Origin of the sequence: Bradyrhizobium sp. sGM-13, assembly GCF_018398875.1 — a bacterium.
GTDB lineage: Bacteria > Pseudomonadota > Alphaproteobacteria > Rhizobiales > Xanthobacteraceae > Bradyrhizobium.
Map to the genome: position 1 here is coordinate 250,300 of NZ_JAGWDK010000006.1, position 14,075 is coordinate 264,374.

General features: G+C 62.3%; 15 protein-coding genes and 1 tRNA gene. 5 read left to right on the forward strand and 11 right to left on the reverse strand.

Features of this window, described 5'->3' with window-relative positions; all coding sequences use genetic code 11:
• Positions 1-23 precede the first annotated feature (23 nt).
• The 4 genes from rpoN (at position 24) to KJQ96_RS11680 (ending at position 4,905) form a co-directional block, all read left to right on the forward strand.
• Positions 24-1,673: an RNA polymerase factor sigma-54 gene (gene rpoN, locus KJQ96_RS11665; RefSeq protein WP_213286754.1), complete on the forward strand. Its 1,650-nt coding sequence runs from the start codon at positions 24-26 to the stop codon at positions 1,671-1,673.
• 129 nt (positions 1,674-1,802) lie between these two features.
• Positions 1,803-2,405, forward strand: a complete 603-nt coding sequence (gene hpf / locus KJQ96_RS11670; protein WP_213286755.1) for a ribosome hibernation-promoting factor, HPF/YfiA family — start codon at positions 1,803-1,805, stop codon at positions 2,403-2,405.
• 231 nt (positions 2,406-2,636) lie between these two features.
• Positions 2,637-3,098: a PTS IIA-like nitrogen regulatory protein PtsN gene (gene ptsN, locus KJQ96_RS11675; protein ID WP_028347914.1), complete on the forward strand. Its 462-nt coding sequence runs from the start codon at positions 2,637-2,639 to the stop codon at positions 3,096-3,098.
• Positions 3,099-3,216: 118 nt separating this feature from the next.
• Complete coding sequence (locus KJQ96_RS11680; protein ID WP_213286756.1) at positions 3,217-4,905, forward strand: methyl-accepting chemotaxis protein; 1,689 nt, start codon at positions 3,217-3,219, stop codon at positions 4,903-4,905.
• A gap of 260 nt (positions 4,906-5,165) precedes the next feature.
• Here the strand turns inward: KJQ96_RS11680 and KJQ96_RS11685 are convergent, their stop codons facing one another.
• The 8 genes from KJQ96_RS11685 to KJQ96_RS11720 form a co-directional block, all read right to left on the reverse strand.
• Positions 5,166-5,432, reverse strand: coding sequence for a DUF1150 domain-containing protein (locus KJQ96_RS11685; RefSeq protein ID WP_213286757.1), 267 nt, complete (start codon positions 5,430-5,432; stop codon positions 5,166-5,168).
• Positions 5,433-5,484: 52 nt separating this feature from the next.
• Positions 5,485-5,910 (reverse strand): Hsp20 family protein, encoded by a 426-nt coding sequence (locus tag KJQ96_RS11690; RefSeq protein WP_028347911.1) that lies wholly within the window; start codon positions 5,908-5,910, stop codon positions 5,485-5,487.
• 184 nt (positions 5,911-6,094) lie between these two features.
• On the reverse strand, positions 6,095-7,183 hold the full coding sequence (locus KJQ96_RS11695) for a sn-glycerol-3-phosphate import ATP-binding protein UgpC (RefSeq protein ID WP_213286758.1): 1,089 nt from the start codon (positions 7,181-7,183) through the stop codon (positions 6,095-6,097).
• A gap of 16 nt (positions 7,184-7,199) precedes the next feature.
• Entirely contained in the window at positions 7,200-8,048 is an 849-nt protein-coding gene (gene ugpE / locus KJQ96_RS11700) for a sn-glycerol-3-phosphate ABC transporter permease UgpE (protein ID WP_213286759.1), read from the reverse strand.
• Entirely contained in the window at positions 8,048-8,929 is an 882-nt protein-coding gene (ugpA, locus tag KJQ96_RS11705) for a sn-glycerol-3-phosphate ABC transporter permease UgpA (RefSeq protein ID WP_065746392.1), read from the reverse strand. The genes ugpE and ugpA overlap by 1 nt, the downstream gene beginning before the upstream one ends.
• An 83-nt stretch (positions 8,930-9,012) precedes the next feature.
• Entirely contained in the window at positions 9,013-10,326 is a 1,314-nt protein-coding gene (gene ugpB / locus KJQ96_RS11710; protein WP_213286760.1) for a sn-glycerol-3-phosphate ABC transporter substrate-binding protein UgpB, read from the reverse strand.
• A 177-nt stretch (positions 10,327-10,503) separates the two neighbouring features.
• Complete coding sequence (locus KJQ96_RS11715; RefSeq protein ID WP_249733958.1) at positions 10,504-11,700, reverse strand: CaiB/BaiF CoA-transferase family protein; 1,197 nt, start codon at positions 11,698-11,700, stop codon at positions 10,504-10,506.
• A gap of 174 nt (positions 11,701-11,874) precedes the next feature.
• Positions 11,875-12,300 carry an organic hydroperoxide resistance protein gene (locus KJQ96_RS11720; protein ID WP_028347905.1) on the reverse strand — a complete coding sequence of 142 codons (426 nt, stop codon included), beginning with the start codon at positions 12,298-12,300 and terminating at the stop codon, positions 11,875-11,877.
• A 166-nt stretch (positions 12,301-12,466) separates the two neighbouring features.
• Between KJQ96_RS11720 and KJQ96_RS11725 the strand changes: the two genes are divergently transcribed.
• On the forward strand, positions 12,467-12,925 hold the full coding sequence (locus tag KJQ96_RS11725) for a MarR family winged helix-turn-helix transcriptional regulator (RefSeq protein WP_213286761.1): 459 nt from the start codon (positions 12,467-12,469) through the stop codon (positions 12,923-12,925).
• A gap of 6 nt (positions 12,926-12,931) precedes the next feature.
• On the opposite strand, the gene KJQ96_RS11730 is transcribed toward KJQ96_RS11725, so the two are convergent.
• The 3 genes from KJQ96_RS11730 to KJQ96_RS11740 all read right to left on the reverse strand — a co-directional run bounded on the left by KJQ96_RS11730 (position 12,932) and on the right by KJQ96_RS11740 (position 13,953).
• Positions 12,932-13,171 (reverse strand): GIY-YIG nuclease family protein, encoded by a 240-nt coding sequence (locus KJQ96_RS11730; protein ID WP_213286762.1) that lies wholly within the window; start codon positions 13,169-13,171, stop codon positions 12,932-12,934.
• A gap of 215 nt (positions 13,172-13,386) precedes the next feature.
• Positions 13,387-13,462 (reverse strand) — tRNA-Ala (locus KJQ96_RS11735).
• A 65-nt stretch (positions 13,463-13,527) separates the two neighbouring features.
• Entirely contained in the window at positions 13,528-13,953 is a 426-nt protein-coding gene (locus KJQ96_RS11740) for a TIGR02300 family protein (RefSeq protein WP_065726216.1), read from the reverse strand.
• Positions 13,954-14,075 lie beyond the last annotated feature (122 nt).

Consider the following 14,075-nt stretch of genomic DNA (forward strand, 5'->3'; position numbering starts at 1 on the left):
TTGGTAGATCGGTTCTTGGCCTCATGGCGCTGACGCAGAGATTAGAGTTCCGGCAGTCGCAGTCGCTGGTGATGACGCCGCAATTGATGCAGGCGATCAAGCTGCTTCAACTGTCGAATCTCGACCTCTCGGCTTTCGTCGAGGAGGAATTGGAGCGCAATCCGCTGCTGGAACGGGCCAGCGACGGCCCCGAACCGCCGGTTGCAGGCGAGCCGGTACCCGAACGCGCCGAATTCTCCGATTCCGGCAGCTATGGCGAGGACGGCGGCGGCGATGCCTCCGATATGAGCACCGGCCCAGGGGGCGAGACCTTCGAGCCCGGCCAGGAGGACTGGCTGAACCGTGACCTCGGCAGCCGGACCGAGATCGAGCAGACGCTCGACACCCCGCTCGACAACGTCTTTTCCGAAGAGCCCGCCGAAGCCGCCGCGCGCGCCGCACAGGACGCGGCGCCGACCGCCTACACCGAGTGGGGCGGGGGCGCCTCCAACGACGACGAATACAATCTGGAAGCCTTCGTCGCCGCTGAGGTGACGCTATCCGGTCACCTCGCCGAACAACTCGCGGTCGCCTTCAGCGCGCCGGCGCAGCGCATGATCGGGCAGTACCTGATCGATCTGGTCGACGATGCCGGCTATCTGCCGCCGGATCTGGGGCAGGCTGCCGAGCGGCTGGGTGCCTCGCAGGCGGATGTCGATGCCGTGCTCGCGGTGCTGCAGACGTTCGATCCGCCCGGCGTCTGCGCGCGGAACCTGAGCGAGTGCCTTGCGATCCAGCTTCGCGAACTCAACCGCTACGATCCGGCCATGCAGGCCCTGGTGGAAAATCTCGATCTGCTGGCGCGGCGCGACATAGCGTCGTTGCGCAAACTGTGCGGCGTCGACGACGAAGACATCACCGACATGATCGGCGAGATCCGGCGTCTCGATCCGAAGCCCGGCCTCAAGTTCGGCTCGGCGCGCACCCAGACCATGGTGCCCGACGTCTATGTGCGGCCCGGCCCGGACGGCGGATGGCATGTCGAACTCAACAGCGACACCTTGCCGCGCGTGCTGGTCAATCAGGTCTATTACACCGAGCTGTCGAAGACGATCCGCAAGGACGGCGACAAATCCTATTTCAGCGACTGCCTGCAGAACGCGACCTGGCTGGTGCGCGCACTCGATCAGCGTGCCCGCACCATCCTGAAGGTCGCCACCGAAATCGTCCGCCAGCAGGACGGGTTCTTCACCCATGGCGTCGCGCATCTGCGGCCGCTGAATCTGAAAGCGGTGGCGGACGCGATCCAGATGCATGAATCCACGGTGTCGCGGGTCACCGCCAACAAATACATGGCGACCAATCGCGGCAGTTTCGAGCTGAAATATTTCTTTACCGCCTCGATTGCTTCGGCCGACGGCGGCGAGGCGCATTCGGCGGAAGCGGTCCGCCACCACATCAAGCAATTGATCGATGCTGAAGCGCCGAGTGCGATCCTCTCCGACGATACCATCGTGGAACGATTGCGCGAATCGGGCATTGATATTGCCCGCCGCACGGTCGCGAAGTACCGCGAAGCCATGCGCATTCCTTCTTCGGTCCAGCGCCGCCGCGACAAACAGAGCATGCTCGGTAACGCCCTTTCCGCTCCCGCCACTTCCTCCGACCGGTCCCGCGATGCGGCGCCGGCCTGATTGCGTTCGCGTCAGATCGCGATAGTGTCAGGTCCCCGACAGAGCGCGACCCGGAAAGCGACACCGGCTTTCCGAATGGGCCATGCTCCGGCAAAACCAGAGTAGTCGAGGCATCAAGCGAGGCATCAAATGACCCTTCGAATCTCCGGGAAAAGCATCAGTGTCGGCGAGGCGCTTCGTTCGCGCGTCAGCGAGCGCACCGATGAGGTCTTGAGAAAATATTTCGACGGCAATTACTCCGGCCACATCACGCTGAGCAAGGACGGCTTCGGCTTCCGCACCGATTGCGCGCTGCATCTGGACTCCGGGATTACGCTGGAGGCCGATTCCAATGCTCCCGATGCCTATGCCAGCGCCGACCAGGCGCTCTTGATGATCGAGAAGCGCCTGCGCCGCTACAAGAGCCGGCTGAAGGATCGCTCGGCCCGCAAGGCCTATGCGGCCTCCGCAGCGCTGGCCGAGATCGATACCCCGGTGCTCGATGCGCCGAGCTATGTGATCGAGGCGCCCGCGGGAGGCGAGGAGGAGGTCACATCCTATAGCCCCGTCATCATCGCGGAGGCGACCACGTCGCTGAAGCGGCTCTCGGTCAGCGAGGCTGTCATGGAACTCGATCTGACGGGGGCCGCCTGCATCGTGTTCCAGCACGGGTCCAGCGGCCGGGTGAACGTCATTTACCGCCGGCCGGACGGCAATGTCGGCTGGATCGATCCTCCCTCGGTTACCCCCTGAGAACTAAGCCGATGGCATTGACGCCCCCACTGGCCCTCCCTATGGTCCGCCGCTCTTTAAGCATGGCGTGCAGGAACTGGCTGTTCGGGAGTTGGCACCGCGCGTGCGTTGGAGTAGAAGCCGTGCAAATCGGGACCCGGGCTTAACCCCGCCTCCCGTCTCATCTTCTTGACGCCCCAGTTCTAGAACCTATCTCGCAACCTGACGGTTTAATTCACCTCGGAACGCCCCATGACGATTACCGATCTGGTCGCACCCGAGGCGATTCTCCCCGCTTTGAAGGTCATCAGCAAGAAGCAGGCGCTGCAGGAGCTGGCCGCGCGCGCTTCCGCCCTGACCGGCCAGAACGAACGCTCGGTGTTCGAGGTGCTGTTGCAGCGGGAGAAACTCGGCACCACCGCGGTGGGCTACGGCGTCGCCATTCCGCACGGCAAACTGCCGAAACTGGAAAAGCTGTTCGGGCTGTTCGCCCGGCTGGAACGCCCGATCGATTTCGAGGCGATGGACGGCCAGCCGGTCGACCTGATCTTCCTGCTGCTGGCCCCGGAAGGCGCCGGCGCCGATCATCTGAAGGCATTGGCCCGAATCGCCCGGCTGTTGCGCGATCAGGACGTGGCCAAGAAGCTGCGTGCCTCCCGCGACGCCCAGGCGATCTATTCGGTGCTGGCGCTGCCTCCGGCGAGCGCAGCCTAATTCCGCGCGTCAGAACGGTTTCCTGCCGGTAGTACGCCAGAATAAACGCAATTTTAAGCTAAATAGCAGCTTATTTCGGGCGCTGGGATTTTTTTTACTAGGCCCGGAGAACATTGCCATGACGCTGCGCCTGACGATTTCGCGCGCAATTTTGATTTTCGGATTGGTTACCGCCTTAGGCCTCGGTGCGGTGATTGCCACAAGCGTTTATGCGCTGTCGCAGCTCAAGGTCGGTGGCCCGCTCTATAGCCAGATCAAGCTCGGCAACGACCTCATCGCCGACATTCTGCCGCCGCCGGAATACGTCATCGAGGCCTATCTCGAGGCCACCCTCGTGCTGCACGATCCGGCGCAGCTTTCGTCGCATCGCGACCGTATTGCGCAGCTCAAGAAGGAATATGACGAGCGGCACGATTTCTGGACCAAATCCGATCTCGATCCTGTGCTGAAGACGAAGTTGGTCGAGAAGTCCGACAGCGAGGTGCGCCGCTTCTGGACCGCAATCCAGGACGGCCTGTTGCCTGCGCTCGCCAAGGGCGACGGCACGGCTGCGGCGAAATCCTATGCCGAGATCACCGCGCGTTATACCGCGCATCGCGCCATCATCGACGACATTGTCAAGCAGACCAACGACCGGAACGCGGCGACGGAGGTCGCGGCGACGGGCCGCGTCAGCACGTTCACGTGGGTGCTGTGGGGCGTTTCGGCCGCGGTGTTTCTGGTGATCGGCGCCGGCATTTTCGGTGTGGCATTCGGCGTCATACGTCCCATCGCCGAAATGACTGACGTGATGAAGAGCCTCGCCGGCGGCGATCTCTCTGTCTCGGTCCCGGCCCTCAGCCGCGACGACGAAGTCGGAGCGATGGCGCGCGCGGTTCAGGTGTTCAAGGACAACGCGCTGCGCGTTCAGTCGATGGAACAGGAGCAGGCAAGTCTGAAGTCGAAGGCCGAAGGCGAACGCAGGGCAGCGATGCAGCAGATGGCCGACGGCTTCGATGCCGCGATTGGAAAGATCATTCAGACCGTATCGACCGCCTCATCCGAACTCGAATCATCGGCCGGACGGCTAACCAAGACCGCCGAAGTGACCCAGATGCTCTCGGCAACCGTTGCCTCCGCATCGGAGCAATCCTCGGCCAATGCGCAGTCCGCCGCAGCGGCCGCGGAAGAGATGGCCTCGTCGGTGTCGGAGATCGGCCGCCAGGTTCAGGATTCGCACAAGATATCCCGCGAGGCGGTCAGCCAGGTCGAGCAGACCAATGCGCGGATTGCCGATCTCGCGCAGTCCGCCAGCCGGATCGGCGAAGTGGTCAAGATGATCAGCGCGGTCGCCGAGCAGACCAACTTGCTGGCGCTGAACGCCACGATCGAAGCGGCGCGCGCCGGTGAGGCGGGACGCGGATTTGCCGTCGTCGCCTCCGAGGTCAAGGCGCTTGCCGCGCAGACCGCGAAAGCGACCGAGGAAATCAGCGAGCAGATCGGCCAGATGCAATCGGCGACCAATCAGTCGGTGTCGGCGATCCAGGAAATCGGCGGCACGATCGGCCGCATCGCGGAAATCTCGCAGGCAATCGCGGCGGCGGTGGAAGAGCAGGGCGCAACAACCCAGGAGATCTCGCGCAACGTGCAGCAGGCGGCGCAGGGCGCCACACAGGTCGCAGGCAGCATCACCGACGTCAACCGCGGCGCGACCGATACCGGCGCGGCATCGACGCATGTGCACGGTCTGGCCCGCTCGCTGCTGGGACAGAGCAATCACCTCAAGGGCGAAGTGGAGAAATTCCTCTCGACCGTGCGCGCGGCCTAGAGCATGATCCGGAAAAGTGCGAAGCGATCTTCCGAAAAGATCATGCTCAAACAAGAGATGAGATCATGATGCGATTCTACGAAATCGCATCATGATATAAGCGGATTGGAATTTGCTACTAACGAAGATACGCGGGCGATGCCCGCGTATCCGAAACTCTCTTCTCGCATTCACTCGGCATCAGATCAGTCGATGCCGGCGAAGCTTCGTCAGTGACAGCAGCAACAGGAGCTGCGTCAGTGACAGCAGCAAGTGCTGCGTCAGTGTACGCTGACGGCCTGAAGCTCGTTGCTCCATGCGTTGGCGATCGCAGCTTCGCGGCTGTCGGTCAGCATGATCGGGGTGCCGTCGGCGGCATGCAGCGCGAACAGTTTCAGCCCCGGCGCGATTTTCGGCGCCTGCGGAAACAGTCCCGGCACGTCCTCGGAACGGACTTGTTTCACGTAGGCGATATGGCCTTCACCAAGATGGGCCAGCGCCTCAACAGAAACCTTTTCGGCTTCGAAGGTCACACTCACGTCACTCATGGTCTCGACTCCTCTGGAGACTAAGCGGTCGAGTCCGCTCCTTGTTCCACTATTATTCGTGCTCATTGATAGCGATTGTCTTAACGACCCTTTCAGGTTCCGGCCTGGCAAGGTCGATCGACAACAGCCCGTTTTTCAAATCCGCGCCTAGCACCTGCATCCCCTCCGCCAGCACGAAGGTGCGCTGGAAGTGGCGCGCGGCGATGCCGCGATGGATGTATTGCCGGGCCTTGTCGTCCTGCTGGCGGCCCCGGATCACGAGCTGGTTTTCCTCAATGGTCACATCGAGTTGGTCACGGGTAAAACCCGCCACCGCCAGCGTGATGCGCAACCGTTCGGGTTGGCCGTTGGCGCGGTCACACCGCTCGATGTTGTAGGGAGGATAGCCGTCGGCGCCTTTGACGACGCGATCGAGCGCACGCTCAATTTCGTCGAACCCAAGCAGGAACGGACTTGATAACGAAGGAACACGAGACATCACAAAGTCCTCTCGAAGCGACTTTGAGGGGCCCTTGCGGCGCCCCATTCAACCGGCCGGCCGACTTGCCGTCCGGTCAGGAGGGAATATGGGGTGATTTGGGGAGGGTTCAAGCACCTCTGAATGCAGCGTAAATCGGCGGTGGTGGGGTTTTCCATCGTCCGGACCGTCCCGGAATGACGGATTACCCGCCCACGCGCTTCCTTCCATCAGCGGTAAACAGATGCAGCTTGTCGGGCGCGGCAACCGCCCTGATTCGCTCGCCGATGGCGGGACCGACGGCGCCGGGAATGCGCACGATGATTTCTCCCGGCGGCAGCTCGCCCGGATTGGTGGCTACCCCCTGCATTTCCTGCTGCCTCGTCCCGTAGACAAAAGTCTCGGCGCCGACGCGCTCGATCGCTTCCACGGTGAGGCCGAGCGCCACGCCACCAGACACCGTTTGGTTCGAGATCACAAAGTCCTCAGGCCGAATGCCGATGATGCCGGCTTCGGCGGCGCGGGCATCGCCGGCCAGTTGCGATTTCAATTCGGAGCGCAGCGGCATCAGGTTCATCGGCGGGGCGCCGATGAAGGAGGCAACGAAGGTGGTGGCGGGCTTCTGGTAAATTTCCAGCGGATTGCCGATCTGCTCGACCTGGCCGCCGTTCATCACCACGAGAATGTCGGCCAGCGTCATCGCCTCGAGCTGGTCGTGGGTGACGTAGATCGATGTCGTGGACAGCCGGCGCTGCAATCTGCGGATTTCGACGCGCATGGCGATGCGCAGTTTGGCGTCGAGGTTCGATAGCGGCTCGTCGAACAGAAACACTTTTGGCTGCCGCACGATGGCACGGCCCATCGCCACGCGCTGGCGCTGGCCGCCAGACAATTGCCGCGGCTTGCGTTCGAGCATTGCGCCGAGCTCGAGAATGCGCGCGGCTTCCTCGACACGCGTCTTGATCTCGCCCTCTGCCATGCCTCGGTTGCGCAGGCCGTAGGCCATGTTGTTGTAGACGCTCATGTGCGGATAGAGCGCATAGTTCTGGAACACCATTGCGATGTCGCGGTCGGCCGGCTCGATCTGGTTGACGACGCGCCCGCCGATATCGATCTCGCCGCCGGTGATGGTCTCCAGCCCCGCGACCATGCGTAGCAACGTGGACTTGCCGCAGCCGGACGGGCCGACCAGCACGCAGAACTGGCCGTCGCCAACCTCGAAATCGATGCCCTTAATGGCCTCGAAGCCACCAAGGTAGGTTTTGTGGACGTTGCGGAGCGTTACATTAGCCATCGAGCATTCGCCATATTCACTTTTCCGTCTGGACCAGGCCGCGCACGAACAGCCGCTGCATGAATATGACGACCGCGACCGGCGGCAGCATGGCGAGGACCGCGGTCGCCATTGCGAGCTGCCATTCGGCGAGCTCGTCGGTCGTCACCAGCATCTTCTTGATGCCGATCACGATGGTCTGCATCGAATCCTGCGTCGTGATCAAAAGCGGCCAGAGATATTGATTCCAGCCATAGATGAACTGGATGACGAACAGCGCCGCCATGGTCGTCACCGACAGCGGTAAGAGCGTGTCCCAAAAGAAGCGGAAGGGTCCGGCGCCGTCGATGCGCGAGGCTTCCAGGAGTTCATCCGGCACCGTCATGAAGAACTGGCGGAACAGCAGCGTGCCGGTGGCGGATGCAATCAGCGGCAGGATCAGGCCGGCATAGGTGTCGAGCAGGCGCAAATCCGCGACCACCTTGTAGGTCGGGTAGATCCGCACTTCGACCGGGAGCATCAGCGTGATGAAGATGATCCAGAACGCGGTCTTGCGGAAGGGGAAGCGGAAATAGACCACCGCATAGGCCGACAGGATCGAGATGAAAATCTTGCCGACCGCAATGCCGATCGCCGAGACGAAGGAATTGATCAGCATGTTGGCCACCGGCTCGCGGCTGGTGCGCGTGCCGCCGACGAAGATGGCGCGATAATAATTCTCCAGCGTGCGGCTGCCGGGCGTCGCCGGCATCTGGCCGCCGACCACCGTCGCCGCGTCATGGGTCGAGGCGACCAGCGCGAGATAAACCGGGAAAGCGACGATGAACACGCCAAGCGTCAGGATGGTGTAGGCGATGAAATCGGTGAGCGGGCGATGCTCGACCATCAGTACTGCACCTTGCGCTCGACATAGCGGAACTGGATCGCGGTCAGCGCGATCACGATGACCATCAGCACGACCGACTGCGCCGCCGAGCCGCCGAGGTCGCCGCCGAGACGGCCGTCGGCATAGACCTTGTAGACCATGGTGGTGGTGGCGCCGGCGGGTCCGCCGCCGGTGACGGCGTCGATGATGCCGAACGTGTCGAAGAAGACGTAGACGACGTTGACCACCAGCAGGAAGAACGTGGTCGGCGACAGCAGCGGGAAGATGATGGTCCAGAAGCGGCGCACCGGCCGGGCACCGTCGATGGCGCTGGCCTCGATCACGCTTTTCGGGATCGATTGCAGACCGGCCAGGAAGAACAGGAAATTGTAGGAGATCTGTTTCCAGACGGACGCCATTACCACCAGCATCATGGCGTGGTTCTCGTTAAGCAGCGGATTCCAGTCGAGGCCCATACCGCGCAGCGGACGCGCCAGCATGCCGAGCGAAGGCTGGAACATGAAGAACCAGAGCACGCCGGCCACCGCGGGCGCCACCGCATAGGGCCAGATCATCAGCGTCTTGTAGGCGGGCGCGGCCTTCAGATTCTTGTCGGCCTGGGTTGCGAACAACAGCGCGATCGAGAGCGACAGCGCCGCAACCAGCGTCGAGAAGATCACCGTCGTCAGCATCGACCGGTAATATTCCGGCTGAGCGAACAGGGCCTGATAATTTTCCAGCCCGACGAATTCGGAGACCAGGCCGAACGCGTCCTCGCGCAGGAAGGACTGCCAGATCGCCTGGCTTGCCGGCCAGTAGAAGAAAACAACCGTGATGACGAGCTGCGGCAGCAGCAGCAAATAGGGCAGCAGGCGGTTGTTGAAGACGGTGGATTTTTCCATTCAGGCGTCGCGGGCTTACCGGTGATGCAAGCGCTCCCTCCCAGGTTTCGGGAGGAAGCGCCAGTAGCCTAGTTCGGCTTCGCCTACTTTGCAGTCTTCTCGAAGGTGCGCAACACCGCATTGCCGCGGGAAACGGCGGCATCGAGGGCTTCCTTCGCGGACTTCTTGCCGGCCAGCGCTGCCTCGATCTCCTCGGACCAGAGGTCGCGCATCTGCACCATGTTGCCGAAGCGCAGGCCGCGCGAGTTCTCGGTCGGCTCCTTGTTGGTGAGTTCCTTCAAGGGAGTCTGCAAGGTCGGGTTCTTTTCATAGAAGCCGTCCTTGATCGACTTCTCGTAGGCCGCCTTGGTGATCGGCAGATAGCCGGACTCCTGATGCAGCTTGGCCTGGCGATTGGTGTCCGACAGGAAGGTGAAGAACTTTGCGACGCCCTTGTACTCTTCCGGCTTCTTGCCGCCCATAACCCAGAGCGACGCGCCGCCGATGATCGAGTTCTGGGGGGCGCCGGCGACATCAGGGTAATAGGGCATCGGCGCCGAGGTGAAATCGAACTTGGCCGTGCCTTTGGCGGTAGCGTAGTAGCCCGACGAGGTCAGGAAGATCGCGCATTCGCCGGAGCCGAAGCGGGCTTCGTTGGTGCTGGTGCGTCCGCCATAGTCATAGGTCTTGTCCTTCTGCAGATCGACCAGGTTCTGCAGATGCTTTACGTGCAGCGGCGAGTTGAACTTCAGCTCGGTATCGAAACCGTCGAGGCCGTTGGCCTTGGTGCCGATCGGCACGTTGTGCCAGGCCGAGAACTGCTCGATATGCACCCAGCTCGCCCAGGCATTGGAGAAGCCGCAGGTCGCATGCCCGGCCGCCTTCAGCTTCTTGGCGGCCTCGAACACTTCCGGCCAGGTCTTCGGGATTTCGGTGACACCGGCCTTCTTCAATTCGTCCTTGTTGATCCACATCACCGTCGATGAGGAATTGAAGGGGAACGAAAGCATGTCGCCCTTCGAGGTCGAGTAGTAGCCGGTGATGGTCGGCAGGTACGCCTTGGGATCGAACGGCTCGCCGGCATCCTTCATGAGCTGGTAGACCGGCTTGATGGCGCCGGTGGCGCTCATCATGGTGGCGGTGCCGACTTCGAACACTTGCATGATGTGCGGTGCGTTGCCGGCCCGGAACGCCGCGATGCCGGCGTTCATGGTGTCGGGATAGCTGCCCTTGTAGGACGGCACGACCTTGTAGTCGGACTGGCTGGCGTTGAACTCTTCGGCGAGCTTGTTGACGATGTCGTTGTTGCCGCCGGTCATGGCGTGCCACCACTGGATCTCGGTCACAGCGTGGGCAGGTGTTGCGAACGCCAGCGCAGCAGTAACTGCTGCGGCTGGGCCGAATTGTCGAAATACCATGAAATTCCTCCAGGTTGGGATCGTCACCTTCGTTTCGCGCGATAGCAGCGCCGGATGACGTGCAAATGACCCTATAAGCGAAAGGATGCTAGTGGAAAAGCTTGCGGCTGGGGAAGCCGGAAAATAGGAAGGCACCAATGATACCCGTCGCCCTTGCGTTCGCAGGAGCGACGACGTTTAGCGCTTGCGTTCGGAGCCGCAGACCGCGCCCTTGGCGACCAGCGCCTCGATCTCGCCCTTCGAGTAGCCGAACTCGCCCAGCACCTCCGATGTGTGCTGGCTGAATTTCGGCGGCGTGCGGCGCAGGCTGGGCTTGGTCCGCTCCAGCCGGATCGGGGAGGCGACGCCCTTGTACCAGTCCTTTTCGATGATATCGCCACGATGCAGCGTATGCGGATTGGTCAGCGCCTGGTCGATCTTCTGCACCGGGCCGGCCGGCAATCCCGCCGCCAGCAGCCGATTGCAGAGCGGTTCGGCCTCGTGCTGGCTGAACACGGCGGCGAGCTCGGCGCGCAGCGCCTCGCGGTTGGCGATACGGTCCTTGTTGCGGGCAAAGCGCGGATCGGTGCCGAGCTCGGGTTTGCCGATTTCCCTGGCGAGCTTGCGGAAGGTGCCGTCATTGCCGACGCCGATGAAGATGTTGTCGGTCTTGGTCGGAAAGATCGCGTAAGGAACCAGGTTCGGGTGCTCGTTGCCGGTGAGCGACGGCGGCTTGCCATGCATGAAATAGTTCGCGGTGTGCGGATGCATGATCGCAAGGCCGGTTTCATACAGCGTGGTTTCGAGAAACTGGCCGAGACCCGAACGCTGCCGCTCCGACAGCGCCATCAGGATGCCGATCGCCGCGTAAAGCCCGGTGGTGATGTCGACCAGCGGAACGCCGATCCGCATCGGGCCGCTTTCGGGCGAGCCGGTCGCCGCGATCATGCCGGTCATGGCCTGGATGATCGCGTCATAGCCGGGATTGCCGCCGCGCGGACCGTCGGCGCCGAAGCCGGAAATCCGGCAATGCACCAGCTTTGGAAATTTCGCGCGCAAGACGTCGTTGCCGATGCCCCATTTGTCGAGCGTGCCCGGCTTGAAATTCTCGATCAGGACGTCGGCCGTCTCCAACAGCTTCATCAGCACCGCGCGTCCGTCTTCGGACGCGAGGTCAAGGCCGATCGAGCGCTTGTTGCGGTTGATGCCGACGAAATAGGCCGCATCCTCCTCGTGGAACGGAGGGCCCCAGTCGCGCACCTCGTCGCCGGCCGGCGGCTCGACCTTGATCACGTCGGCGCCGTGGTCGGCGAGGATTTGCGTGCAATAGGGGCCGCCAAGCACGCGCGTCAGATCGATCACGCGCAGGCCGGTCATTGCGCCGGGAGAACTCATGGAGAAGACCTTCGCTCAGGATGAGAAATGGAGGCTTTGAGCTAGCGGTCTTCAGGCGCGGCGGCAATGGCGTCTCGCGCACAGGCGCATGACGCGGTTGCCGTAGCACGAGGTGAAATTCCACGGGACGAACGGCCCGCCGATACCCAGCGGCGGGCCGTTCGGGCATCGTCGTCAGACGACGGTCAGGCGCACGTCGACATTGCCGCGCGTGGCGTTGGAATAGGGGCACACCTGGTGGGCCTTCGCGACCAGGGCTTCCGCATCCGCCTTGGGAAGGCCGGGCAGCGAAACGGCCAGTTCGATATCGAGCCCGAAGCCGCCTGCCGAGCGCGGACCGATGCCGACGGTGGAGGTCACCGAAGCATCTGCCGGCACCTTCGGCCCGCCTTGCGAAGCCACGAATTTCATTGCGCCGATGAAGCAGGCGGCATAACCGGCCGCGAACAGTTGCTCGGGATTGTTGCCGGCGCCACCGCCGCCGCCGAGTTCTTTCGGGGTGGCGAGCTTGACGTCGAGTGCGCCGTCGAGGGTGGCGGCGTGGCCATCGCGGCCGCCGGTTGCCTTGGCGCTGGTCTTGTAGAGCACGTTCACGGACATGTCGGTCTCCTCTGGGTTTGCCGTTTCGGTGGACTATGTATTGCACACGATTAGATTTTGCACAATCTAAATTATTGCACAAGCCGCGATTTAATTGTATACAATTGAAATCAAGCGCTTACGGCCCCGAATCGGGGCAGGGGCGCCGCCCGTTGACGAGGTTGTGATGGCCAGAAAACACGCGGCCGACCTGCCGCTGAAGCTCGATAATCAGCTCTGCTTTGCGGTGTATTCCACCGCGCACGCGTTCAACCGCGTCTACAAGCCGCTGCTCGACCGGCTCCGACTCACCTATCCGCAATATCTGGTCATGCTGGTGCTGTGGGAGCGTGATGGCGTGCCGGTGAAAGACATCGGCGAGCGGCTGCACCTGGACTCCGGCACGCTCACGCCGCTGCTCAAGCGGCTGGAGGCGGCCGAACTGATCAAGCGGACACGCAGCACCGAGGACGAGCGGCAGGTGCTGATCGCATTGACCCCAAAGGGCGAAGCACTGCGGGAGAAAGCGCGGGCTGTACCGCAGGCGATCCTGGCGGCGTCGGCCTGCTCGGTCGGCGAACTCGTGGCGATGAAGAACGAGATCGTCGCGCTTCGCGATCGGTTGAATGCGGTGGTGGGGGAGTAGGGGGAGTCAGAGGCGCTTTTTGGCGAAGGCGCGGCCGGAGTGCGATTTGAGGTACTTCTCGAACGCAAGCGCTTTGTACTTGTCGGGAAAGGCGCAGTACCAGACCAGCTTCCAGGGTTTGAACTTTGCGGTATGGCTGGACTTACCCGTGTTGTGGTCTGAGATCCGACGCTTGAGATCCTCAGTTGCGCCGGTGTATTCCTGATCGGGAAATTCTACGCTGCGGATGATGTAGACGTACCACATCGTGCTGCTAGCCCGTTGCGCCGGCAAGGATAAGCCAGCCTCGGGCGCTCCACGTATAACCCGAATGAAGAAGGGCTTTAGCTAAGATACATTGAAGAATTGTTGCGAAGAATTGTTGCGCCACCAGCCCGTCTTCGCCCTCCGGGCTACGCCGGGCACGCTTCGCTCTTCGGGCATCGCGCGGCTGCGCCACGCGTAGCCCGAAGGGCGAAGCGTGGTGGAGCCAGGCGGGATCGAACCGCCGACCTCTTGCATGCCATGCAAGCGCTCTCCCAGCTGAGCTATGGCCCCTTAAGAATCGCGCGCCTCAATTCGGCGTGCGGGCAATGACCCTGAACCACAGTTTAGGGCCGACCTCAAGTCTCTTCGTCACCTCCGACGTCGCCGATGATGTCGGTAACGTCCTCATCGCCCTCTTCCTCGTCGGGAATGAAGGTGGAATCGTCGTCGTCATCGTCCTCGATGGTCTCGTCGATCTCGATATCGTCTTCCGATTCGGGAACCACGGCCTTGACCTTGCCGGTGTTCTCCTCGGCATCGGCCTCCTCGAGCGAAACCAATTCTTCTGCCTCGGCGGCCTCCGGCATATCGGCAGCAGCAGTAGCCGACGCGGCGGCTGCAGCGCGCGCGGCATCGCCACGGGCAGCTCGCGGCGGCGCGATCGGGGCAATCGGGACGACCTCGCCGGTGTAGGGCGAAATCACCGGGCTCTTGTTCAGGTCATAGAACTTCTTACCCGTCGTCGGGCAAATACGCTTGGTTCCGAGATCGGATTTGGCCACGTGTAGATCCTGGGAAATTCTGAAAAACGGTGCTTCACTTGGCTAGTTGAGGGGCCGGTGTCAATAGCGCTTTGAAGCTTTTGAGGGCCGCGTGACGTCGTGTGGTCCATGTGATACTGCCG